Below are 22,892 nucleotides of genomic sequence, written 5' to 3' on the forward strand. Positions count from 1 at the left end.
GCCGCACACCGTTTACCGCCCCTCTCCTAAATCGGAGAGGGGCACGGTGAATGGAGTGACATAGGGGGTACATATGATCACCAATGTAACATCGAAGGTGGATCTCCCGGCCACTGCTAATAACAGAAGTCAAACAGCTGCTTCTCTCAAGACGAAGCCTGTAGACGAGCACACTCAAAGTGCTGACTTCTCGTTTGCCTCTCCCACGGATCGGGTAGCGCTTGAGCAAGCCGTGAGTAAAGTGAAGGATGCGTTGCAGCAATCGAGTTCGAAATTCCAGATCGAAGTCGATCCAGATCTGGAGCGGGTAGTCGTGAAGATTCTGAAGGGGGATTCTGGAGAAGTGATTCGACAGATTCCACCCAAGGAAGTGATTGATTTAGCTAAGAGTCTCTCAGGACCAAAAGGGGCGCTGTTCGAAGAACATGCCTAACTGTGTGCACAAGGACGTGGTATGGCTACTATAAGCTTTGGAGGACTCGGTAACGGGGTAGATTTTGGACAGGTTGTCGATGCACTGGTCAAGGTGGCGCAGCAGCCGGTTGATGAACTGACTAAAAAAAAGTCCGACCTCAATACGAAGTTTACGGATCTGACCACCCTGAGTACGAAAGTGGTGGCCTTGCAGAGCGCTGCCGAGGCGCTGAAGTTGCCTACGTCATTTGACAGAACAGCGATCTCCGTGTCTGATTCTACAGTTCTGTCTGCATCGACCTCGTCCACGGCCACAGCGGGATCGTACAGTATCCGAGTTGTTCAGCTCGCACAGTCTCACCAGATCGTCAGTAAGGCTGCTAAAGCGGTGCCCTCCGCGACGGCCGACATCGTGAGCGGTAGTTCGGCTACATTTACGTTCAAAGTGGGATCTGGAACCAACCAGACCGTGACATTGGGTTCGACCGGGACGTTGACTGACTTGCGTGACCAGATCAATAACCTGGGAGCTGGTGTGACCGCGTCTGTGATCAATGCTGGTACGGAAGCCGCGCCATCTTATCGGCTGGCTATTTCCTCCAATAATACCGGTAGCGCTAATGCGGTTACTATCCTGGCGGATGATACTGATTTGGATCTTCTCAATGGCAGCGGGACGGGAGGAACCGATACTCTTGCCGCGGCCCAAAATGCACAGATTCAAGTGGGCGATCAGGCACTCACCCCTCTGACGATTGAACGAAGTTCGAATACCGTTTCCGATGCGCTTCCAGGTATCGTACTGGCGCTGACGAAAACCACGGGAACCGGAACGATCCAAGTCAACGTGACTCAGGACGTGAATGCCGTCAAAACAAACATTAAAAATCTGGCGACAACGTACAATGACATCGTGAACTTCATCAATCAGCGGAACAGCTACGACGTCACTACCCATGAGGGGGGAGACTTCTTCGGCGAGTCCTCGGTCAAAACCGTGTTGTCGCGGTTGAGAACGGCCTTGTCTTCGACGTCGAGCGGTGCAGCGACCTATTCCAGTCTCGGACAGATCGGGTTCAAGACTGAGCGGGATGGGACCATCACGGTGGACGAAGCCAAATTGAGCACGGTATTGAGTACCAACTATGCCGACGTCAAGGCGCTTGTCAGTAACCAGGGAAGTGTGGCTGGGCTTGCTCAATCTGTGAGCACGGCCGTAGACGCTTTAACCGACGTCTCCGGAGGTGTTCTTACTCTTCGGAAGAACGGCTTGACCAGTCAAGTCTCTCAGCTCGGGGACGAGATCGCGAGAAAACAAGATTCTGTAAATCAGTACCAAGACCGCTTGAAACTTCAGTACGCGGCCCTGGATGGACTCTTGCGGCAGCTCCAAGGGCAAAGCAGCTTTCTTCAGTCTCAATCAACACAGAGTCAGCAATCCTAGAAACGAGGCATTTGCGCTATGATCACTCAGTACGCTCGCCAATATGAACAGACTCAGGTCGTCACCTCTTCCGGTGTTCAACTCGTGGTTCTGTTGTATGACGGCGCGATTCAGTCGCTTGAAATCGCGAAGCGCGAGATTCCGGCTAAAAATGTCCGGGAGAAAGCTCGACATCTGGGACGAGCCATCGCGATCGTCGGCGAACTGAACAGTGTGCTCGATCTTGAACGAGGCGGTGAAATCGCGCGATCTCTCCGAAGATTGTACGACTACATGATGATTGAAATGGTAGAAGCCAATGCGCGGAATAACGAGCGGAGGTTGGATGGTCCTCTCCGTTGTCTCAACATACTCCGCGAAGCCTGGCGTGAAGTGGCTGCGCAGCAGCAGACTCGTCTGGTCGGTACCCGATGAGGCTCTCGGTGAGCGGAAGCCAAGCCGACATCGTGCGCCTGACTAGGGTGGCTGGGGAAGCCGCTCAACAGGGGCGATGGGATGAGGTCATTCAGTGTTATAGCGAACGAGGTCTGCTCCTGGCTTCGACCCCTGCATCAACGCTCCCCATCGAGGAGCTGTTGAAGATGGATGACGAACTTCGTGACCGCATCCAGACCGCTCAAGCCGTCTTAGAAGATCTGCTGATGGAGGCGCAGATGACGAAGCGGCGAGTGCAGGTATTAGGTCAACGTCTAGGTATCCCCCCATCCCCACCGGCGGCTGTGTCCATAGAAGCCTAAGGCGTATCTTGTGACGCGTGAAATGTGACGTGTCCCACGAGGTGTGAATCATGGCATCACCTATCATGACTGTGTCATCGACGTCTCGCAGTACAGAGCCGGACGAACGACGTGAGTGGATGAGAATCGATGATCGGGTCCTGATGGAATACCGATTGGTGACCGATGGAGGGATGAGTGTGCCGGTAGATGTGAGCCATGCGACGCCGGAGTCGATTGCAGTAGTCGTGAACAAACCGACGTCGGATCTTTTGGCACGTTCTAGTGAGATAGTGGTCGATTCAGCGGTTCTTCCCTGGATCAGAAAAGTCGATTACCTGCTCGAAGTGATTTTGAATGCGCTTGCCACCAGTCAGCCGTCCAACGTCACGCTGGCACAACCTACGGATGTTAATCTGAGCGGGGGAGGGATCGGGTTTGTCTCTTTGCAGGAATTCGCAGCCGATGCTCAACTGGCGATCAAGCTCATTCTTCCACCGTTCACCATGATCCGGGCGCATGTGAAAGTCATTCGGGCAGTTCCTGTCGACGACGGTCAAGGGTTTACGATAGCCACCGAGTTTATCGACCTGACGCCTGATGATCAGGAACACTTGATTCGCCACATTTTGCACGTGCAAGCCCAACGATTGCGCGCAGGCCGAGGTCAACCCAACTAGATGGAAAGTGACGTTCGTCATACAAGGGCTCTGCTGTATTTGAGAATTCACTCCTGAGTCGATCCAGCATCAAGGGAATCGTCACGACAGTCGAGAAGCGGATCGATACCTGCCGAAACGAAACTCCGAGAATCAGCAGCCAGATTACGCTTCTCTCACTGAACGCTACGATCGAAACGTTCGGAGCTGGGAAGCCGGATGAGGAGGAATTGGCGTTGCGGCACGCAAGGTGCGCACACTGGCCTTCCAGGTAGGCACTGCATCGGAAGTTCTCGGATGCTTGTGGAATGAGTGACTGCAGCCGTTCACAGAACGGGAGTGGGACCGACGGTCCGATGTCGCACAGATGCTGGTGTAGTTGCGAAGACGATCGGATACCAGGAGTATGACGGGTAGGAGGGGATGCCGTGATCGTCCAGAAGCCGTAAAGCTGGTTGCAGGGAGGGAACGCGAACAGCCGGCGAGCGGAAGTTAGGCGGCTGAGGGAGTGGCTGTGGCCAGCATCATCAACAAGGCATCAGCTATTTGTCCCAGGGCAAGTGCGGCAGGAGAAGATGGGTTATGCTGGATCACCGGGACATACGCCCGTACTGCTTGTTCTATCGAAGAATCATCCGGAATTTCCCCCAGCAAGCTTAAATCCCCCCCGACATATTCCTTAAGGAGCTTCTTGAGCTGCGGCACATTCACGCGGGCACGTCCGGAGGTCCGGTTAAGGATGAGCGACGGGTGAAAGGCTTGCAACGTGGTTTCCGCAATCTTCCGACCGGATTCATCTGTCTTGCCTGCGACGTCCAGTACCTCTTCCACGCTACTGTAGTCCCGGTTCGCAAGACCTTCTGCGGTCACGTCCCGCATCAGAAACATCGAAAGCACACGACGAATAGCCGCCAGCTTAATGAATCGATAGAGGTCCAGGACCGACGTCGGGTCCGGAGTCGCAACGGCGATATGGTGGTCGGCCATCAGAAAAAAATCGAGTGCATGATAGCTCGTTCCGGCTCCGATATCGACAAGGATGATGTCCGTATGGATGTCTTGAAAATGGCGAATCAGACGCTTTTTCTGGGAATAAGGCATGTTGGCAGTGGCCAAGGTATCGCCGGTGCCGGGGATGATCCTCAAGTTGGGATGAAGCGGGAGCCGTTGAGCCACGGCATCCAATTGTTCGACTCGATGAGTGAGAAAGTCGGTCAAGGTTATGGACGGGTTGAGGAGGCCAAGGAGGATATGGGCATCAGCCCCGCCGACGTCCAGGTCCGCGAGCACTACCTGCTTGCCCTTTCTGGCGAGGAGCAGGGCCAGATTGGTTGCGACGACACTCTTTCCGACTCCACCTTTTCCTGATGCGACGGAGATGATCTGTGCCATTGAGATTGGTTTCTGCTTGTTTGGGGAAACTGTCAGAGTCTTCTTCGGTCGCTATCCGTGAAATCTGAACAACCCCGCTTCCAGCTGCACACAGTGGAAAGAAATGACTTCTGACGACGGAGAGATGGTCTAAACGGCAGCTTAAGTTTTCCAGCTGATACGCCGATACATCAGTCGTTATGAATAGTGATGTATCTGCTGAAACGGCGACTCAATCCGAAACGGGCGCCAGTCGGGACGGAGAAATTCTCACCGTCATGGAGGTGGCACGGTTTCTTCGCGTGCCCAAGTCCACGGTCTACAAACTGGCACGAGGCGGTGAACTCCCGGCGTCCAAAATCGGAAAGCATTGGCGCTTCCTCCGGCGTGACATCCATGAATGGATGCACAGCCGGTCCAAGCAAGCCGCGTGACGCGCCGAACATCGCGTGAGCCGTTGAAGCATGGTCACCTGCTGTCCCGGTGCACGCCGAATGGGGGTGCGGGCATGAGCGGCGAGTATGAAGTGTCCCGCGATGTGTTCATACGAGTGAGCCGCTCTCCACACGCACACAGGAGCCCCTCTCTGCTTGGTAAGCGTCAAGCGCGGTCGTCCATCAGGATCCAGGTCGTTCAATAATCACTCCGATCTATGATGAAAGATTTCGGCATTCTCAACCGATCATCTACTGCGGTTGGAGTTTTGGCAGTGAGCTGAGAAAAGGAGGCACTATGCCGGCCGATCCAAGCATGAAAATTCTCGTCGTGGACGACATGGTCACGATGCGAAGAATTGTGAAGAATGTTCTGAAACAACTTGGCTTTTCCAATATCGACGAAGCCGAAAACGGACAAGATGGTCTGCAGAAACTGAAAACGAGGAAGTATGATTTCGTCGTCTCAGATTGGAATATGCCGGTGATGACGGGGATCGAGATGCTTCGAGCCATCCGGGCCGACGAACAATTGAAAGCCATACCTGTCCTCATGGTCACGGCTGAGGCGCAACAACGCAATTTGGTGGAAGCCGTACAAGCGGGAGTCAGTAATTACATCGTGAAACCGTTTACGGCTGAGACCTTGCAAGAAAAACTTGCAAAGATATTCAAGTAGCATGGGGTGCACGAGACATTCGTGCCTGAGCGGACTCAAGGGTGACCAGAGTGAACAAACGAGAGCATAAACTCTACGAAGAGCTGGGCGACTTAGCACGGTTTGTCGACAACGCGACGAAAGCTATTTCCGAAGCGGGACCCCAAATCATCTCCAGCAGCCAGCAGCTGCCGACGGCATCCTCCCATCTGAGTGACCTGAACAAGATGACAGAAGAAGGAACGCTGGAGGTGATGCGATTGACGGAGTTGATTCAGGATGAGCACAGCCATATCGGGAAAGAACTGAGAGCAGTCATTGAGGTCTTACAGACCATGGACTGTGCCAAGCTTGCAGAGCGACTGAACACCATCAATACCGTGGTGACTCAAGAGGGGAAATATTTAACCGACATCATGACGGCATTGTCCTTCCAAGACTTGGTGGCACAGCGGGTCAAGAAGTTAGTCTCGATTCTCGATGAAGTGCAGCATAAGTTAATGGAACTTGTGGTGGTATTTGGTCTGCAACAGAACGGAGAGACGGTGGTGAAGAACGGCACGGCAGGCCATTTGTTGAAACAACTTGAAGAGTCAAAGACCACCGCCATGAAGCAAAAGGTGGTCGACGATATTTTGGCGCAATTCGGGTTCAAATAGGGGTCCAGAGAGTAGGTTGTGGCGTGCCCTGTTGACGGAAAGCTCAAACCCGCACACTTCCAAACAGAAACCGGTAACACTTGATCGGTTGCATGCGTGAGGGCGATGGCGAATGGATATCGCAACAATTCTTGGGATTGTGATCGCCTTAGGCTCCATTATCGGAGGCCAGATCCTCGAAGGTGGGCACGTCGGCTCGATCATGCAGCTGACGGCTTTCATCATCGTGATCGGAGGCACGTTTGGTGCCATTTGCATACAGAATCCATTGCCGGTGGTGATCAAGGCCTTCGGCGCGCTGACCATCGCGATCTCAGGCCCCCACATCGACAACAAAGGTACGATCCAGCTCATCTTGGAGCTTGCGAATATCTCGCGGAAACAAGGATTGCTCGCCTTGGAGGGGAAGCTCAAAACCATCACGGACCCTTTCATGAAAAAAGGGGTTCAGCTCATTGTCGACGGGACAGAGCCCAAAGCGGTAATCGAGATTCTCGAAATTGAGGTCGAGCACCACGAGGAGCAAGGTGTGATCGCGGCGAAGGTCTGGGAAGCAGCCGGTGGGTATGCACCAACCGTCGGGATTATCGGAGCCGTGCTCGGCCTCATTCACGTAATGGAAAATCTAGCCGATCCATCAAAGTTGGGCGGCGGAATCGCGGTGGCATTCGTGGCGACGGTGTACGGAGTGGGGGCGGCAAACCTCTTTTTCTTGCCCTTGGCCAACAAGATCAAATTGAAGCTGAAGGAAGAAGCCGGCTCCAGAAACTTGATGATTATGGGGTTGGCAGGGCTTGCGCAGGGGGAAAACCCTCGACTCTTACAGGAGAAGTTGGAAGGCGTGCTGCCGCACAACGAACGGACGAAGGAAGGGAAGAAGTGAAGCGTCGTTCAACCTGACTCCAAGTTTCTCGTTTCGGGCTTCAGGGTGATCAGTTCGGCCACTGAAGTTCAGAGGACGAACTTAAAGCGCTTACACGAGATGCGCGGCACGTCTCACGGGGGACGGTTGTAGATGGCGAAGCACAAGCATGAAGAGCATGAAAATCACGAGCGATGGCTCGTCTCCTATGCGGACTTTATCACGTTGCTGTTCGCCTTTTTTGTCGTGATGTACTCGATCTCCTCCGTCAATGTCGGAAAGTACCGAACCGTGAGCGAGTCGATCAAAGCCGCGCTGAATCCGATCGTCAGCCCACCGTCCTCTCCAACCCCGTTGACGTTGAGTACCAACAAACAGGCACTGACGGCACCTGATGCTCCGGGGAGCAAGGATGTGGCGATCCGTAAACTCCGAAATCTCGTGAAAGGGATTAAAGCCTCGCCGCAGTTGGCCTTGGTGCGGATCACCGAACGAGTGAACGGAGATATCGTCATCACCATTCCGGATCAGCTGCTGTTCAACAGCGGCGAAGCAGCCATACGCAGCGAAGCGCTGCCGTTTCTTGAAGGTCTGAGCACGGCCATCGTGGAACTCAACCGGTACACCAGGGTTGAGGGGCACACGGACAACGTTCCCATACGGACTGCACAATTTCCTTCCAACTGGGAACTTTCTGCGGCACGTGCGGTGATGGTCGTCAGAGTCTTGTCTGAGTTGTTTGCCGTGCCGTCGGAACGACTGGCTGCCGTGGGGCATGCCGATACAAGGCCGGTCACGGCCAATCTTGATTCGGAACAGCGAGCCAAAAATCGCCGGGTGGAGGTCGTCATTCTTGAACAGGCTCCGCCCGCTCCAATTCCTCAGGCGGAGAGTGGCTCGGACATGTTGGGACGATCGACGGACGATGTGCCAATGAACGCATCGGAGTCGGTGGCGGAGCCGACCAGAGAAGGACACGTGCGAATACCATAGAGCATCTCTGGGTTTCGGCCAACTCCTGCTCAAGCCTCGATGAAAAACAGCCGACAAGATTCGTGAGTGATTGCAAAGAAAGGATACCTGGCTCGATGACGGCTGATTCCTCCGCACCCGGCTCCTCTAAGGACGAGAGTCAGAATCTCAGACACTTGGCTCCAACAGGCGATCTGACTATTTTTGAAGCAGCTGAATTTAAGGAATCATTGATGAACCTCCTTGCAAACGATGGTTTGGTGTCGTTGGACCTGAGCGGCGTTGTCCGAGTAGATACATCCGCGATCCAGCTGCTGCTGGCGGCACGCAAGCAAGGGCGCATGTTGGTAACGGGTCTTTCCCCGGATCTACAGACGAAATTGAATCGATTGGGGTTTACGGATTCCCTGAGTGAATAGTGAGACTCATCTGGCAAGCGGACAGCAGGCCTTTAGTTGCAGGAGTAGATCGATGAATTCTGCTGAAGCCGAGAATGCAAGACTGAGGCGTTGGGATGACGACAGGGAGGCGACTTTCAGCCTGCTGCAAGAGCAGCAGCAGGCGTGGGAATCCTTCGCGGTCGAAGCCGTGCGCATTATCCCTGCATTGAAGGCACAAATGATTGCCGTGATCGGTGAGACCGAACGTGCGGCGATGGACTTGATGCTGCATCTCCGAATCTTGTCGACTGACAATGAGGGGATCATGGCAGATGAACAATCGGCAAGTCTTTCCAAGGTTGTGATGGCTATGCAGTTCCAGGATATGACGCGTCAAAAGCTAGAGCATGTCGGCGTGGCATTAGACCAGCTGAAGCAACATCTTCACGCGTTGCTGAAAGGTCCGCGGGATGAAGAGGCGAAGAAGGAGATTGCTGCGCTTCAGCAAATTGAACATCTGTATACGATGGAAGCGGAACGCCGCCTCCACGAGGCGGCAATACAACCGAACTATGGAGAGCCGGTGCCGATCGATCGATCGGGAGAGGATGCCGATTCTGTCACGCTATTCTAACGAGTGCCGCTGAAACAAAGAAACATATCCCTGCAGTTGATGTCGGAGGGCAACATGAGGAAGACCGCACTGATCGTTGATGATTCACCCACGATGCGGCAGATGGTGGCTTTTACCCTCACCAAGGCTGGGTTTGCCGTTGTGGAGGCCGAGCATGGAAAAGATGCCGTGAACAAAGTCGCGACAGCGGGCAAGATGGACATCGTGGTGACCGATCTCAACATGCCGGAAATGGACGGGATTACTCTCATCAAGGAATTGCGCAAATTGAGCGCGTTCAAGTTTACGCCGATTCTGATGCTCACGACCGAATCGGCGCTCGAGAAGAAACAGGCCGGGAAGGAAGCCGGGGCGACGGGATGGCTCGTCAAGCCGTTCAACCCTGAAACACTGCTGAAGACTATTGCGAAGGTACTGCCGGCTTGAAGGTAGTGTGAACGTCCTCGAGCGAGAAGGCTTGACGACGTTGGGACGTGATGGCGTGAAAATGGTCTGAACGAGGATAGGATGAGTGACGATTTCGCACAATTTCGGGAGGCCTTTTTCGAAGAAGCAGCCGAGCATTTGGCGATCGTTGAAGAAGGCTTACTGGCGTTGGAGCAGCATCCGGAAGATCTTGAGTTACTTGCCAAAATCTTCCGTTCAGCCCATTCGATCAAAGGGGCGAGCGGGATGTTCGGATTCAATGCCGTGACCCAATTTACCCATAAAATGGAGACCTTGCTCGACTTGCTGAGAAACGGGGAGAAAGCGGTATCACCGCAGATTGCTGATTTACTGCTCAAGTCCACTGATTGCCTGAAGACCTTAATTGAAGCCGTGAAGTCCGGGATGGCGGTGGATGATGAGACGGTTCAGCGCCTGACGGCAGAGTTGGCGTCCGCGAGTGCATCGGGTGTTCAGCCGCCCGCCGTGCCGCAGGTACAGCCGGTGGCTGCTTCTGCGCAGTCCGGTGCTCAAGAACGCAGCTATCTCATCACGTGGACTCCGCCGGAGTGGTTGTTTCAACGCGGACTTGATCCTCTGCAGATCTTAAAGGAGTTGAGCGGTCTTGGCGATCTGAGTTCGGTGACGCTCGATATGTCTCGAGTGCCGGATCTGGCCGAGGTCGACCCGGAAAAGTGCTATCTCTCCTGGGAGTTACGACTTGTCACCGGCAAGGACCTGAAAACCATTGAGTCCGCCTTCGAGTTTGTCCGTGAGGACAGCAAACTCGTCATTGAAGAGGTCAGGGGAAAGGAGTTGGCGGGAAGGAGTGATGTGGCGTCCGATTCCAGTCAGCCCACAACCCCTCCCCCCTCCCTTCTCCCCCCTCACGCGGACAGTGATAAGCCCAAACATCTTGGGGAAATCTTGGTGGAGAGCGGTATGGTGTCACCGGCCGTTCTTGAACAGGCATTGTCCCAGCAGAAACGAGTCGGCGAGATTCTCGTTGCGCAGAAGGCTGTCACCCCGCATCAACTCGAACAAGCGCTCAATACCCAACGACAGCAGGAAGCGGCGGTACAAACGAAGAAAACAGACACCACATCCATTCGTGTGGATACCGCGAAAATCGACAAACTGATTAACCTCGTGGGCGAATTGATCATTACCCAGTCCATGCTGAGTGATCTGGGGGCTCGGTTTGAGATGCGGCGACTCCCGTTGCTGTTGGAACGAGTCGCCCAATTAGAGCGCAATACAAGGGAGATTCAGGAACGTGTCATGGGCATCCGCATGCTCCCCATCGGCACGGCATTCAGTCGGTTTCCAAGGTTGGTGCGCGATCTCTCCTCGAAGGCGGGAAAGAAGATCCAACTGGTTCTCTCGGGCGAAGAAACTGAACTGGACAAGACCGTCATCGAGTCCATCGGAGATCCCTTGACCCATCTGGTCAGAAACTCGGCCGATCATGGATTGGAACTGCCGGAAGAACGGCTCGACAACAACAAGTCCGAGGTGGGCACCATCCGCCTCAATGCCTTTCATGAGGGCGGCAGCATTTGCATCACGGTGGAGGACGACGGTCGTGGTCTCAATCGCGAGAAAATCCTCGCCAAGGCCGCGAAGCAGGGGCTGATCGGCGAAAGTGAAAAACTCTCGGATGAGCAAATTTGGGGGCTGATCTTCCGCCCAGGATTTTCGACGGCCGAGAAAGTGACGGATGTCTCCGGACGCGGCGTGGGGATGGATGTGGTCAAACGCAACATCGAAGCGCTGGGAGGGACCGTCAGTATCAAGACGGCGCAAGGAACAGGTACGACATTCACGCTTAAATTGCCGCTCACGCTCGCGATCATCGACGGCATGACGGTCCGAGTCGGCAAAGAGACCTATATCGTGCCGTTGCTCTCGATCTTGGAGTCGACTCAGCCGAAAGCGGAGTCCATCAAAACGATCGTAGGAAAAGGGGAGCTCATCAACGTGAGGGGCACCTATATCCCGATGACGCGTCTCTATGAAGTGTTCGGCAACGATCCTGACTATACTGATCCAAAACAGGCGATTCTCTTGATCCTGGAAACGGAAGGCGAACGTGTGGCCGTCATGGTCGATGAAATCCTCGGTCAACAACAGGTCGTGATTAAAAGCATGGAGCAGAACTTCCGCAAGGTCGAAGGCATTGCCGGTGCGACGATCTTAGGCGATGGGACCGTCGGATTTATCGTGGACGTCCGCGGGCTGATCGAAATCGCGCGCCGCGAGCGTCCTGTCGCTGCCTGACTATGATGACAATCATAACCATGGATGGTGTTGGTGAGTTTCTCGAGCGAGAGTTGTCCGGAGAATAGATGGGCGTAGACGACCACCAACCTCACACCGGACAGGAGGCCTTGTCACATCATGAGTCTCGTTAAGGACCTCAAGACATCAGTGAAATTGATCCTCGCGTTCGGCATAGTCGGCGCGATCATGGCCGGTGTCGGGTATTTTGGAATCAGCACCGCTGAGACCGTCAACGGTACGGTAAAAGCCTTATATGAGCAGGAACTCCAGGGAGTGTCCGCGATCAAGGATGTCAACCTGGCCATCACCGGCATCAGTCGGTTGACCCGCGCTGCGATCATTTCAACGGATCAGAAGGAAAAGGAACAATTCGCCCAAGATATCGCCGGACTCACACAGCGATTTCATGGCAGGTTATCTGACTTCAAGCAGCTGACGTCCCTGGATGAAGCGAAAACCATGGTGTCCGAGCTTGAGCACATCTTCCCTCCCTACATGGCGGTGATGGACGAAGCCGTACGCTTGACCCTGCAGAATGACAATGTCAATGCGATCAAGAAGGTCCATGAGGTCATACCGGGTGCGCAGCAGGTGATGAGTCGAGCCATCAAATTGGCAAGTATTACGGAGATGCATGCCGAAGCGGTCTATAAGGAGAGTCTGGCTCTGTACGAACACGCCCGGAATGTCTTAGTGGGGCTCATCATCGGTGGGATGTGCGTAGGGCTGATACTGGGTGGGATGATCTCACGGATGATCGGCCGTTCGTTGGGCAATCTCGGGCAAGCGGTTGCAAAACTTGCTGGAGGTGATCTCACGGCTCGAGCGGTTGTGGAATCGAAGGACGAGATCGGGCAGTTGGCAGAAGCCTTCAATCGGATGGGCGAGGCATTAGAACAGTCCATGGCGAAGCAACAGGAAGCAATCGAAGAGATGAATGCTCGTGTGGACATCATGAATGTTACGAGTATTGTCTCGGAGGCCGACTTGAAGGGGGATATCATTACGGCCAATGACAAATATTCGCAGGTCTCCCAATTATTCGAAGGAAGAATTGCTCGGCAAGCCACACAGCATCACGCGGCATCCTGATACGCCGAAGGAGATTTTCAAGACGATGTGGCAGACGATCGGGCGGGGGGAGATATTCCACGGCGTCATCAAGAACCGTAGGAAAGACGGCACACCGTATTATGTCGATGCGGTCATCAAACCCATTATGGGGACAAACGGCAAGCCGAAGAAGTATTTGGGTGTTCGCTACGACGTCACGGAGTATGAGCTCGCTCGCCTGAATATGAAAGGAATCGTCGACGCGATTAATACGTCATATTCCATGATCGAGTTCGACCTCAATGGAAACATTGTCTCGGCGAACAGCAATTGTTTGCAGTTGCTTGGTTATACGATCAACGAGATCAAAGGCCGGCATCATCGCCTGTTCTGCGATCCTGTCTTTTCCGGCAGCAGCGAGTATCAAGCCTTCTGGCAGAAGCTGAGTCGGGGTGACTTCGACGCGGGAGTGTATAAGCACCTCACGAAGGGCGGCAAGGAGGTCTGGCTGCAGGCCAGTTACAATCCGGTCAAGGATGAGATGGGGCGGCCGTACAAAATAGTGAAGCTGGCCGTCGACATCACGGGACAGAAGCAGGCACAAGTCGAAGTGGAAAAGCTGATTGTCGTGGCGGCAACCGGGCAGCTGTCGGAGCGTATCAAAACCGAACAGTTCGATGGCGCGGCCAAGGCGCTTACTCAGAGCGTCAACCAGCTCCTTGATACCATTGTCGCGCCCTTGCACGAAGCCCAAGTGGTGCTCACCGCGCTGGCGAGCAACGATTTGAGGCAGGAGATGACGGGATCCTATCAAGGCGAATTCGAGCAGATGAAGACCAGCTTGAACAGCGCGCTGAGGAATTTGGCCAAGACGATCATCACGGTGCGGGAAGCGGTGGCGAGCGTGGCGTCGGGAGCGGATCAGATCACGAAGGGGAACGAGGACTTGGCGCAGCGGACGAGCGAACAGGCGGGGTCGTTGGAAGAGACCAGCGCGTCGATGGAGGAGATGACGAGCACGGTGAAGCAAAACGCCGATAATGCGAAACAAGCCAACCAACTGGCGGCGACCGCACGGGAGACGGCGGACAAGGGCGGGACGGTCACGAAACGGGCCGTCGACGCGATGGCGGAGATCAACAAGAGCAGCAAGAAGATCGCCGACATCATTACGGTGATCGATGAGATTGCGTTTCAGACGAATCTGTTGGCCTTGAATGCGGCGGTGGAAGCGGCCCGGGCCGGGGAGCATGGGCGGGGGTTTGCGGTGGTGGCGGCGGAGGTGCGGAATCTGGCGCAACGATCGGCGACGGCGGCCAAGGAGATCAAAGGGTTGATTAATGAGTCGATTCAGCGGGTGACGGATGGGAGCGAGTTGGTGGATCAATCGGGGAAGACGCTGGAGGAGATCGTGCATTCGGTGAAACGGGTGAGCGACATCATTGAAGAGATCACGGCGGCGTCGCAAGAACAGGCGAGCGGGATCGATCAGGTGAATAAGGCGATCATGGCGATGGATGAGACGACGCAGCAGAACGCGGCCCTGGTTGAGGAGACCACCAGTGCCAGCCAGTCGATGAAGGAACAGGCCAAGGAACTCATGCGGCAAATCGATACATTTCGAATTGACCATGCCGCTTCGACGGGTTCGGTGAAATCAATCTCCAGATCCGAGGCGTCCGGGCTTGTGGGGAAGGTAGTGAGCAACAAGCCGATGGCCGCGGTGAAGCCGACGAAAAAGAAAGAGCGAAGCAGTGTCACCGTCGGCGTTGTCGGTCATGGCCGCACCGGAGACGCAGAGTTTGAAGAGTTCTAGCGGTGGGGGAACGCCGAGCATTGCCGAGCGATGTGGGCGTGCGCGGCCGAAACCAAGGAGGACATCATGTCGGCAGATGGGACATCTGGCATCACGAGCGAGACGCAGCAAATCGGACTGGCGACCGACGGCAGTCAATTCCTCACCTTTAGTCTCGGCGACGAACTGTATGGAGTCGATATTCTCCGGGTGCAGGAGATCAAGGGCTACACCACCGTCACCAAGATTCCGAATACCCCGTCACATATCAAAGGGGTGCTCAACTTGCGCGGCACGATCGTGCCGATCATCGAACTGCGGACGAAGTTCGGTATGCCGATGATCGACTACACGATGTTCACCGTCATCGTGGTGGTGGTCGTGCAGGACAAAGTCATGGGGTTGGTCGTGGATGCGGTGTCGGACGTCTTGAACATTGCAACGAAGGATATCCAGTCGCCGCCGGAATTCGGACAAAAGGTAGATGTCAGCTTTCTGAACGGAATCGGCAAATCCGGCGACAAGCTGGTGTCGTTGTTGGATATGGATCGCCTGTTGACCGACCGCGAAATGCAGGAGTCCGGTGTTACGACGCAAGCCGCCTAGCCGGATGAGAGAGAAGAGCGGGACTGGGGGCCTCTGAGCTGAACGCATCATGATCCTCAGGTCGGATACATCGAATACGTAAGACCTTGTCGTCTTGGCTGACGCGATGAATTGAGCGCACGCGATCATCGAGTTCGACCTTGATGGGGCCGTACTCACCGCCAACGAGATCTTTCTTCTCAAGGGTGAGATGAGCAGGCCGTTGATCGTCCACGCGTTCTCCTCGTGGTCATGTTTTCACTTCTCGAAGATTCAATGGTGATCGGCGCTCAAGATTTTCCATCCTAAGCCGATAGCTGTAGAGCAAACGGTTGAATATCTGTCGAGCACACAGGCTCGACAGCCTGGGCGGGCAGGAGAAAGACCTGTCAGTTGTAGGCGCATTCATGAGAACTCAGCACAGGGGTCTCATGAGCGCGCTTTTTTTATTGGCGAACTTCGACGTGACTGCGACCACGCTGAACAATAGAGGCGCCGCGTGAATGGGTGTTGTAATTTGAGGACGGAGTTCCAATTGAGCGCCGCTTTTGAACACGGGAATGCTCCTGATGTGTTTGGGGGAGATGGCCGAGAAAGAGCGACTAAACATGAGGTGTCACATGAATGAGTGGTGCAAAGCTCTCAATAGGGTTCAAGCCGTTTGCGAATGCGATCTCGACGGGACTTTCATCGTCGCCAATGACTATTTCCTGACCCTGCTCGGCTGTACGCTCAACGAGATCAAGGGTAAACATCGGCGAGTGTTCAGCGATCCGGCACAGATGGAACAGCCGGCGTTCCAAGCGTTTTGGGACAAGGTGAAGCGCGGAGAGTCCGGCTCCTGCATCTATAAGTGGGTGGGGAAGGGCGGCAAGGAAGTCTGGGTGCAAGCCATGGGCGCCTCCGTGATCAGCGTCCTCGGCAAACCGGTCAAGATCATTGAGTTCGCCATTGACGTGACCCAGCAACAACTTGAGCTTGAGGATCTCCGGGATGAACTCAACGCCCGCGTCGATATCATGAATACGACCAGCATTGTGTCGGAAGCCAATCTCAAAGGCGATATCCTCACCGTCAACGACAAGTACATCGATATCTCCAAATACTCGAAACAAGAATTGATAGGCAGCCCGCATAGCATCACCAGGCATCCCGACATGCCCAAGGACGTGTTCAAGGCCATGTGGCAGACGATCGGGCGGGGGCAGATTTTCCGCGGTGTCATCAAAAATCGCGCGAAGGACGGATCGCCGTACTATGTGGATGCGGTGATCAAGCCGATTCTCGGCAAGAACGGCAAGCCTCGCAAATATCTGGGGGTGCGTTACGACCTCACCGAGCAAGAGATCCAGCGCCATAACATGAAGGGGATCGTGGATGCGATCGATAAATCGTACATCTGCGTCGAGTTCACGCTGGAAGGGGCGGTTCTGACGGCGAACGAGAATTTTCTGAAGACCATGGGATACCGGCTCGATGAGATCAAAGGCCGACATCATCGTATGTTCTGCGATCCGGCCTACACGAACAGCGACGGATACACCGCCTTGTGGCAGAAGTTGAATCGCGGCGAGTTCGATACGGGCGTCTATCGTCGGCTGGGCAAGGACGGTAAGGAGATATGGGTCCAAGCCTCCTGCAATCCGGTCAAGGACGAGATGGGGCGAACGTTCAAGGTGGTGGAATTGGCAACCGATATCTCGGACCAAAAACGGGCTCAGAATAAAGTCGAAAAGTTGATCGAGGCGGCGTCAGCGGGGCAATTGTCGGAACGGATCGCATCCGAGGAATTCATCGGTGCGTCGAAGGAATTTACGGAAGGCGTCAATCGTCTGCTCGATTCGGTGGTGACGCCGCTCCATGAGGCGCAGCAGGTGCTGGCGGCCTTGGCCGCCAACGATCTGACGCAGCAAATGACCGGCGCCTATCAGGGCGAATTTGAACGGATAAAGGGCAGCATCAATTCCGTGGTCCGCAACATGTCGCAGACTCTGTGGGCGGTCCGGGAAGCGGCTGAAAGCGTGTCGTTAGGCTCCGAACATATTACAAAGGGAAATGAAGATCTCTCCCGGCGCACCAGCGAACAAGCCTCCGCGCTCGAGGAAACGTCGGCCTCGATGGAAGAGATGACGAGCACGGTGAAACAGAACGCCGACAACGCGAAGCAGGCCAATCAGCTGGCGGCGGCGGCGCGCGAGACGGCGGACCAGGGAGGCGACGTGACCAAGCGGGCGGTGGAGGCGATGGGTGAGATCAACAAGAGCAGCAAGAAGATCGTCGACATCATCACCGTGATCGACGAGATCGCGTTCCAGACGAATCTGCTGGCCTTGAATGCGGCGGTGGAAGCCGCCCGGGCCGGGGAGCATGGGCGGGGCTTCGCGGTGGTGGCGGCGGAGGTGCGGAATCTGGCGCAGCGGTCGGCGACGGCGGCGAAGGAGATCAAAGGACTGATCACTGAATCGATCCAGCGGGTGACGGAGGGGAGCACGCTGGTGGATCAGTCGGGGAAGACGCTGGAGGAAATCATGATCGCGGTGAAGCGAGTCACGGACATCATCGCGGAGATCAGCGCGGCGTCGCAGGAACAGGCGAGCGGGATCGACCAGGTGAACAAAGCGATCATGTCGATGGACGACACCACGCAGCAGAACGCCGCGCTCGTGGAGGAAACCACCAGCGCCAGCCAATCGCTCCAAACCCAAGCGCGAGCCCTCCATCAGCGAGTGCTGAAGTTCAACATTCAGGCGACGGAAGCGGAGAAAGCCGACATGCCGCCGGTCGATCATCTGAGGCAGTTTGTGGCGCACACCGTTCATGACGCCTACGGGGAGACGAGCGAGCCTTCGATTCGAATGCGCACGTCCGTTCCGGCAATCGGGAAGAACCGGGGGCACGCTCCGATGGCGGCAGGAAAGAAGGTGTTAAAGACCAAGGTTGCGACCGGCCTGTCCGAAACCAAGCGGGCACGCGACGACAAGGACCGCCGAGCCATGGGCGAGGAATTCGAAGAATTCTAGGAATCATTTCAAAATCATCCGTTTACCCTTCGACCGGCCTGTCCTGAGTGTATCGAAGGGTTCAAGGCCAACGCATAAGCTCAAGAAAACATGATGGCTCTTCGTTCGTGCTGAGCTCGTCGATGCACGATCATGGGGGTGTGACATGCCGTCTCATTTGTGAATCGACGCTGTCGTGAGGACACCATCCGACCAGACGGTCAAGCCGTAAAGATTCCTGGATGATCACCGATAAGGGTTCTGAGGAAAACAGCGCATCCGTAAATTTCCAAGGAAACCAATTATAGGTGGAATCTAGGTTCGACGAGTCTTGACTTGGTCGGGGGGTCGACTATGCACGCATTCAATAATCTCAATACCAAATCAAAGCTGCTGCTCAGCTTCGGCGCCATCCAACTTCTCTTGGTGGTCGTGGGCGTCCTATCCGTCGTCGCGGTGATGCAATTGAGCCAGCGCGTGGAATCGATCTTCAAGATCAATGTGGTGCCGCTCAAACAACTCGGAGAACTGCAAGGGCGTTCTCAACGGATGAGCGCCCTCATTGCCTGGCACATCCTGGCCACCGACTCGGCTACGATGAAGAAATGGGCGGATGAGATCAAGAAACTGGACGAAGAGATCGACAAGTTCGAAGTGGACTATGCCCCGATCATCATGAACGACGGGGAACGGAAGATGTTTGAACGGTTCCACGAGGCCTGGGCCGGATACAAAGAAGTCCGCACGGCCGCACTCAAAAAAAGCGCCGACTTCAGCAAAGACGCCGCGTCTGAAATCCAGAACAAAGAACTGGCTGAGAAACTTTCGGCCATGCTCGGTGCTGTCGCGGAATTGGTGAAGGAGAACGAATCCCAAGCGCAAGAAAACCATGAATCGAGCAAAAGCATGGCCTGGATGCTGGCCATGGTCATGATCGTCGTCATTGTGGGCGCGCTTGCGATCGGACTGCTCGGCAGTTGGGCGGTGACGAAGTTTGTGGTGACGGGGTTGGAGAACCTGTTGGAAGCCACGAAGCAATTGCGGAGCGGGAATTTGGCGTACCGGGCGACGGTGAGGACGGAAGAGGAGATCGGGCAATTGGCGCAGGCATTCAACGCGATGGGCGCGCAGTTGGAAGAGACGGTAGAAAATCAGGAACAGGAGATTGCCTCCAAAGTAGCGGAAGTCAAAGGGATTACTGATGCCATCGGGAAATCCCAGGCGGTCATCGAGTTTCAGCTCGACGGGACCGTCCTCACGGCGAACGAGAATTTTCTGCAGACCCTGGGGTATCGCCTCGATGAGATCACCGGCCGACACCACCGCATGTTCTGCAGTCCCGCCTATGCGCAGAGCGCCGAGTACCAGGCCTTCTGGGCGAAGTTGAACCGCGGCGAATTCGACGCGGGTGTGTACCCTCGGCTGCGTAAAGACGGCCAGGACATCTGGATCCAGGCCACGTACAACCCGATCCTGGATAGGAACGGCAAGGTGTACAAGGTGGTGAAGTATGCGATGGACATCACCGAGCAACAACGCAAAGCGGTGGAATTCGAGGGCACGATCAAGGCGGCGGCCCGTGCCCAAGCCGTCGTCGAGTTTCGGCCAGACGGGACGGTGATCACGGCGAACGAGAATTTTCTGCAGACCCTGGGGTATCGCCTCGATGAGATCACCGGCCGACACCACCGCATGTTCTGCAGTCCCGCCTATGCGCAGAGCGCCGAGTACCAGGTTCTCTGGACGAAACTCAATCGCGGCGAGTTCGACATGGCCGTGTATCCTCGACTGCGCAAAGACGGCCAGGACGTGTGGCTGCAAGCCTCTTATAATCCGATCCTGGATGCGCACGGCAAGGTCTACAAGGTCGTGAAATACGCGACCGATATCACCGCGCAGAAAACGGCGCAGGTGGAGATGGAGCAGTTGGTGACGGAGTCCCAGGCGGTGCTGGGAAAACTGGCGGCGAACGATCTGACGCAGCCGATGACGGGCACCTACCAGGGCGAGCTCGCCAAGATCAAGGCGAGCATCAATGCCGTCGTCCAGAACCTGACTCAAACCATCACGACCGTGCGGGAGGCTGTGGAGGCGGTGACGACGGGAGCGGAGGAGATCACCAAAGGGAGCGAAGACCTGTCGCAGCGGACGAGCGAGCAGGCGGGATCATTGGAAGAGACGAGCGCCTCGATGGAAGAGATGACAAGCACGGTGAAGCAGAACGCCGACAACGCCAAGCAAGCCAATCAGCTGGCGATCACGGCCCGCGACACGGCGGACAAGGGTGGCGTCGTCACGAAGAAAGCCGTCGAGGCGATGGGCGAGATCAACAAGAGCAGCAAGAAGATCGCCGACATCATCACGGTGATCGACGAGATCGCGTTCCAGACGAATCTGTTGGCGTTGAATGCGGCGGTGGAAGCCGCCCGAGCCGGAGAGCATGGGCGGGGCTTCGCGGTGGTGGCGGCGGAAGTGCGAAACCTGGCGCAGCGGTCGGCGACGGCGGCAAAAGAGATCAAGGGATTGATCAATGAATCGATCCAGCGGGTGACGGATGGGAGCGAGCTGGTGGATCAGTCGGGGAAGACGCTGGAGGAGATCGTGCATTCGGTGAAGCGGGTGACGGATATCATCGAGGAGATCACGGCGGCGTCGCAGGAGCAGGCGAGCGGGATCGATCAGGTGAACAAGGCGATCTTGGCGATGGATGAGTCCACGCAGCAGAACGCCGCCCTCGTTGAAGAGACCACCAGTGCCGCCCAGTCCATGAAAGGCCAGGCCAAGGAACTCATGCGCCAGGTGGAGGCCTTCAAGGTCCAGGGCGCAGCGGGGGGGCTGGTGATGAGCGGACCCTCGTCCACCGGCAGATCCGCGTCTGTTGCCTCGTCGGTCCGATCGGTGACTCCTCGGAAAGCGACGAGAACCCATGATTCCATAGGGGTCGGCTCCCCCAACGGCAAGGATCGACACGGCACGGGCGATGAGTTTGAGGAGTTCTAACGGTTTGGAAGCAGGGGTGCTTAGGTCCTGTTGACATTCAGTTCATCCACAGCATGGACGCAGCCAGATAGATGAGGCTGGCAAAGTTGCGTGCACGCTTGGCGTAGCGGGTCGCAACGGCGCGATAGTGCTTGAGCCGGTTGAAGAAGCATTCAATACGATATCGCTCGGCGTACACAGTGAGGTCAGTTTCGCGCGGGTTCTTCACACAGGAGCGTGGCGGGATGACGGCTGTTGCGCCGGACTGCTCGATGGCTTTAACGATCTTGCTGCTGTCCTATCCCTTGTCGGCAAGGACATACTGAGCGGGTAAGCCTTGCAGCAAGAGTTCGGCCTGTGTGAAGTCCGACGCCTGGCCCGGCGTCAGGATAAAGCGCAGGGGATTGCCAAGGCCATCGACTGTAGTGTGGATTTTTGTCGTCAGACCGCCTTTGGAACGGCCAAGGGCTTCCGTCTCCTGAGCCCCCCTTTTGCACCCGCACTATGCTGGTGGGCGCGGACAATGGTGGAATCGATCATCACGTATTCAAAATCGGGGTCGCCTGATAGTTCACAGAACACCCGTTCCCACACCCCTGTTTTTGACCACCGGTTATAGCGCTGAAACACACTATTCCAGGGGCCGAAGCTCTCCGGGAGCTCACGCCAGTGCGCGCCGGTCCGGGCAATCCAGAGCACCGCGTCTACAAATTTCCGGTTATCTGTGGCCGTCCGCCCGGGATCGCTGGCCTTGCCCGGCAATAATGCTTGAATCCGCTTCCATTGGTCATCTCGCAGCTCCCGTCTTGCCATCCTCCCTCCGGTGGACGTTGAACCACGTCACACTCATGCGCGGACGGGAACTGAATGTCAACAGGACCTAAGCGTTTCATCTTTTAAGTTGTCGGACAACCTGAAACGTGAAATCTGAAATCGTTGGCTGGGATACTGTACTGTACAAGATCCGCTTCCTCCAAGTAGGCTCAACCTTCGTCGCCTCGATTCATTCCATGTATGTCCGGGTCCCGTAACCGAACGTATAAATCGGTTTACTCATACAACCATGATGAATCTGAACATTCATGAGGCGAAAACCCTCTTCCTAAGTATCTGACAAAGCTGAAAGCCGGAGAGCGAATCGTGCTGTGCAAGCGCAATCCGTCCGTGGCGCAGACCTCTCCGTTATCTGAAGCTCCGACAGGTCCCCGCCCCATTAGTTTGGCCAAGCGGACGATCTCCGTTCCTGCATCATTTTTTGAACCACGTCCGGATGAACTGCTTGACGTGTTCCAGGGTGGGAAAGCATGAGGTATTTTCTCGATGCCTACATCTTTTTATGGATTATCGTAGGCTTGCGAGAGCTCTCTCCTACCGCCGCGGACATGTTTGTCGATCTTGCCCATCATCATGGACTCAAAGTCGGGATTACCAGATACCTCACGAAACACGCACTCATATCCTCTACCTTCACCAACCGGTTGTCCTGCTGAAGCACGCTGTGCAGCGGAGATTCCCCGAAGGCCAACAGGCCCTAAGAGTTTCATGCTTCACGTTGTCGGACGACCTGAA

Annotated in this window: 22 protein-coding genes and 1 pseudogene; 20 read left to right on the top strand and 3 right to left on the bottom strand. The window is 55.5% G+C overall.

The genetic code is table 11. The features are described 5' to 3' along the window. Positions 1-73: 73 nt before the first annotated feature. From ACYX34_RS15915 to ACYX34_RS15935, 5 genes are read left to right on the top strand one after another with little or no spacing between them, the layout of a single operon-like run. Positions 74-433 (top strand): flagellar protein FlaG, encoded by a 360-nt coding sequence (locus tag ACYX34_RS15915; RefSeq protein ID WP_462077559.1) that lies wholly within the window; start codon positions 74-76, stop codon positions 431-433. Between the two features lie 21 nt (positions 434-454). Next, positions 455-1,858 carry a flagellar filament capping protein FliD gene (fliD, locus tag ACYX34_RS15920; RefSeq protein ID WP_462077560.1) on the top strand — a complete coding sequence of 468 codons (1,404 nt, stop codon included), beginning with the start codon at positions 455-457 and terminating at the stop codon, positions 1,856-1,858. Between the two features lie 18 nt (positions 1,859-1,876). Next, a complete protein-coding gene (fliS, locus tag ACYX34_RS15925; RefSeq protein WP_462077561.1) occupies positions 1,877-2,272 on the top strand; it encodes a flagellar export chaperone FliS in 396 nt (131 codons plus the stop codon). Positions 2,273-2,280: 8 nt separating this feature from the next. Next, the gene (locus tag ACYX34_RS15930; protein ID WP_462077562.1) at positions 2,281-2,595 is read left to right on the top strand and encodes a flagellar protein FliT; all 315 of its coding nucleotides are present in this window, start codon (positions 2,281-2,283) and stop codon (positions 2,593-2,595) included. Between the two features lie 50 nt (positions 2,596-2,645). After that, positions 2,646-3,254, top strand: a complete 609-nt coding sequence (locus ACYX34_RS15935; protein WP_462077563.1) for a PilZ domain-containing protein — start codon at positions 2,646-2,648, stop codon at positions 3,252-3,254. Positions 3,255-3,725: 471 nt separating this feature from the next. Here the strand turns inward: ACYX34_RS15935 and ACYX34_RS15940 are convergent, their stop codons facing one another. Next, positions 3,726-4,625: a P-loop NTPase gene (locus tag ACYX34_RS15940; RefSeq protein WP_462077564.1), complete on the bottom strand. Its 900-nt coding sequence runs from the start codon at positions 4,623-4,625 to the stop codon at positions 3,726-3,728. A 179-nt stretch (positions 4,626-4,804) separates the two neighbouring features. On the opposite strand from ACYX34_RS15940, the gene ACYX34_RS15945 reads away from it, so the two are divergent. The 12 genes from ACYX34_RS15945 (at position 4,805) to ACYX34_RS16000 (ending at position 15,366) form a co-directional block, all read left to right on the top strand. Continuing rightward, on the top strand, positions 4,805-5,038 hold the full coding sequence (locus tag ACYX34_RS15945) for a helix-turn-helix domain-containing protein (RefSeq protein WP_462077565.1): 234 nt from the start codon (positions 4,805-4,807) through the stop codon (positions 5,036-5,038). Between the two features lie 316 nt (positions 5,039-5,354). Beyond that, the gene (locus ACYX34_RS15950; protein ID WP_462077653.1) at positions 5,355-5,717 is read left to right on the top strand and encodes a chemotaxis response regulator CheY; all 363 of its coding nucleotides are present in this window, start codon (positions 5,355-5,357) and stop codon (positions 5,715-5,717) included. Positions 5,718-5,767: 50 nt separating this feature from the next. Further along, positions 5,768-6,355 carry a protein phosphatase CheZ gene (locus ACYX34_RS15955; RefSeq protein WP_462077566.1) on the top strand — a complete coding sequence of 196 codons (588 nt, stop codon included), beginning with the start codon at positions 5,768-5,770 and terminating at the stop codon, positions 6,353-6,355. A gap of 112 nt (positions 6,356-6,467) precedes the next feature. After that, positions 6,468-7,238, top strand: coding sequence for a flagellar motor protein (locus ACYX34_RS15960; protein ID WP_462077567.1), 771 nt, complete (start codon positions 6,468-6,470; stop codon positions 7,236-7,238). A gap of 132 nt (positions 7,239-7,370) precedes the next feature. Further along, entirely contained in the window at positions 7,371-8,210 is an 840-nt protein-coding gene (locus ACYX34_RS15965; protein WP_462077568.1) for a flagellar motor protein MotB, read from the top strand. Between the two features lie 95 nt (positions 8,211-8,305). After that, positions 8,306-8,608, top strand: a complete 303-nt coding sequence (locus ACYX34_RS15970) for an STAS domain-containing protein (RefSeq protein WP_462077569.1) — start codon at positions 8,306-8,308, stop codon at positions 8,606-8,608. A 52-nt stretch (positions 8,609-8,660) separates the two neighbouring features. After that, positions 8,661-9,203: a hypothetical protein gene (locus ACYX34_RS15975; RefSeq protein WP_462077570.1), complete on the top strand. Its 543-nt coding sequence runs from the start codon at positions 8,661-8,663 to the stop codon at positions 9,201-9,203. Positions 9,204-9,257: 54 nt separating this feature from the next. Then, the gene (locus ACYX34_RS15980) at positions 9,258-9,629 is read left to right on the top strand and encodes a response regulator (protein ID WP_462077571.1); all 372 of its coding nucleotides are present in this window, start codon (positions 9,258-9,260) and stop codon (positions 9,627-9,629) included. An 81-nt stretch (positions 9,630-9,710) separates the two neighbouring features. Beyond that, entirely contained in the window at positions 9,711-11,909 is a 2,199-nt protein-coding gene (locus ACYX34_RS15985; RefSeq protein WP_462077572.1) for a chemotaxis protein CheA, read from the top strand. Positions 11,910-12,029: 120 nt separating this feature from the next. Then, the gene (locus ACYX34_RS15990) at positions 12,030-13,004 is read left to right on the top strand and encodes an MCP four helix bundle domain-containing protein (RefSeq protein WP_462077573.1); all 975 of its coding nucleotides are present in this window, start codon (positions 12,030-12,032) and stop codon (positions 13,002-13,004) included. Then, complete coding sequence (locus ACYX34_RS15995) at positions 12,925-14,781, top strand: methyl-accepting chemotaxis protein (RefSeq protein WP_462077574.1); 1,857 nt, start codon at positions 12,925-12,927, stop codon at positions 14,779-14,781. Before ACYX34_RS15990 ends, ACYX34_RS15995 begins: the two co-directional genes overlap by 80 nt. A 66-nt stretch (positions 14,782-14,847) precedes the next feature. Next, entirely contained in the window at positions 14,848-15,366 is a 519-nt protein-coding gene (locus tag ACYX34_RS16000; protein ID WP_462077575.1) for a chemotaxis protein CheW, read from the top strand. Here ACYX34_RS16000 and ACYX34_RS16005 read toward each other — a convergent pair. Next, positions 15,347-15,580, bottom strand: a complete 234-nt coding sequence (locus ACYX34_RS16005) for a hypothetical protein (RefSeq protein WP_462077576.1) — start codon at positions 15,578-15,580, stop codon at positions 15,347-15,349. The genes ACYX34_RS16000 and ACYX34_RS16005 overlap by 20 nt on opposite strands. Positions 15,581-15,965: 385 nt before the next feature. On the opposite strand from ACYX34_RS16005, the gene ACYX34_RS16010 reads away from it, so the two are divergent. Together ACYX34_RS16010 and ACYX34_RS16015 are read left to right on the top strand one after the other, a co-directional pair. Then, on the top strand, positions 15,966-18,365 hold the full coding sequence (locus tag ACYX34_RS16010) for a methyl-accepting chemotaxis protein (protein ID WP_462077577.1): 2,400 nt from the start codon (positions 15,966-15,968) through the stop codon (positions 18,363-18,365). Between the two features lie 333 nt (positions 18,366-18,698). Next, complete coding sequence (locus tag ACYX34_RS16015; RefSeq protein ID WP_462077578.1) at positions 18,699-21,344, top strand: methyl-accepting chemotaxis protein; 2,646 nt, start codon at positions 18,699-18,701, stop codon at positions 21,342-21,344. A 37-nt stretch (positions 21,345-21,381) separates the two neighbouring features. Here the strand turns inward: ACYX34_RS16015 and ACYX34_RS16020 are convergent. Next, a pseudogene (locus ACYX34_RS16020) lies at positions 21,382-22,136 on the bottom strand (IS5 family transposase). A gap of 491 nt (positions 22,137-22,627) precedes the next feature. On the opposite strand from ACYX34_RS16020, the gene ACYX34_RS16025 reads away from it, so the two are divergent. After that, a complete protein-coding gene (locus ACYX34_RS16025; protein WP_462077579.1) occupies positions 22,628-22,813 on the top strand; it encodes a hypothetical protein in 186 nt (61 codons plus the stop codon). Positions 22,814-22,892: the final 79 nt, after the last annotated feature.

The sequence above is a fragment of the Nitrospira sp. CMX1 genome, assembly GCF_054902215.1.

Bases quoted from the DNA above. Each gene is read 5' to 3' on its own strand.
- ACYX34_RS16000 (WP_462077575.1), top strand. From the start codon at position 14,848: ATGTCGGCAGATGGGACATCTGGCATCACGAGCGAGACGCAGCAAATC.
- ACYX34_RS15950 (WP_462077653.1), top strand. From the start codon at position 5,355: ATGAAAATTCTCGTCGTGGACGACATGGTCACGATGCGAAGAATTGTG.
- ACYX34_RS16025 (WP_462077579.1), top strand. From the start codon at position 22,628: ATGAGGTATTTTCTCGATGCCTACATCTTTTTATGGATTATCGTAGGC.
- ACYX34_RS15935 (WP_462077563.1), top strand. From the start codon at position 2,646: ATGGCATCACCTATCATGACTGTGTCATCGACGTCTCGCAGTACAGAG.
- fliS (WP_462077561.1), top strand. From the start codon at position 1,877: ATGATCACTCAGTACGCTCGCCAATATGAACAGACTCAGGTCGTCACC.
- ACYX34_RS15970 (WP_462077569.1), top strand. From the start codon at position 8,306: ATGACGGCTGATTCCTCCGCACCCGGCTCCTCTAAGGACGAGAGTCAG.
- ACYX34_RS15915 (WP_462077559.1), top strand. From the start codon at position 74: ATGATCACCAATGTAACATCGAAGGTGGATCTCCCGGCCACTGCTAAT.
- fliD (WP_462077560.1), top strand. From the start codon at position 455: ATGGCTACTATAAGCTTTGGAGGACTCGGTAACGGGGTAGATTTTGGA.
- ACYX34_RS15985 (WP_462077572.1), top strand. From the start codon at position 9,711: ATGAGTGACGATTTCGCACAATTTCGGGAGGCCTTTTTCGAAGAAGCA.
- ACYX34_RS15990 (WP_462077573.1), top strand. From the start codon at position 12,030: ATGAGTCTCGTTAAGGACCTCAAGACATCAGTGAAATTGATCCTCGCG.
- ACYX34_RS16015 (WP_462077578.1), top strand. From the start codon at position 18,699: ATGCACGCATTCAATAATCTCAATACCAAATCAAAGCTGCTGCTCAGC.
- ACYX34_RS15995 (WP_462077574.1), top strand. From the start codon at position 12,925: ATGACAAATATTCGCAGGTCTCCCAATTATTCGAAGGAAGAATTGCTC.
- ACYX34_RS15980 (WP_462077571.1), top strand. From the start codon at position 9,258: ATGAGGAAGACCGCACTGATCGTTGATGATTCACCCACGATGCGGCAG.
- ACYX34_RS15975 (WP_462077570.1), top strand. From the start codon at position 8,661: ATGAATTCTGCTGAAGCCGAGAATGCAAGACTGAGGCGTTGGGATGAC.
- ACYX34_RS15960 (WP_462077567.1), top strand. From the start codon at position 6,468: ATGGATATCGCAACAATTCTTGGGATTGTGATCGCCTTAGGCTCCATT.
- ACYX34_RS15940 (WP_462077564.1), bottom strand. From the start codon at position 4,625: ATGGCACAGATCATCTCCGTCGCATCAGGAAAAGGTGGAGTCGGAAAG.
- ACYX34_RS15945 (WP_462077565.1), top strand. From the start codon at position 4,805: ATGAATAGTGATGTATCTGCTGAAACGGCGACTCAATCCGAAACGGGC.
- ACYX34_RS15965 (WP_462077568.1), top strand. From the start codon at position 7,371: ATGGCGAAGCACAAGCATGAAGAGCATGAAAATCACGAGCGATGGCTC.
- ACYX34_RS16010 (WP_462077577.1), top strand. From the start codon at position 15,966: ATGAATGAGTGGTGCAAAGCTCTCAATAGGGTTCAAGCCGTTTGCGAA.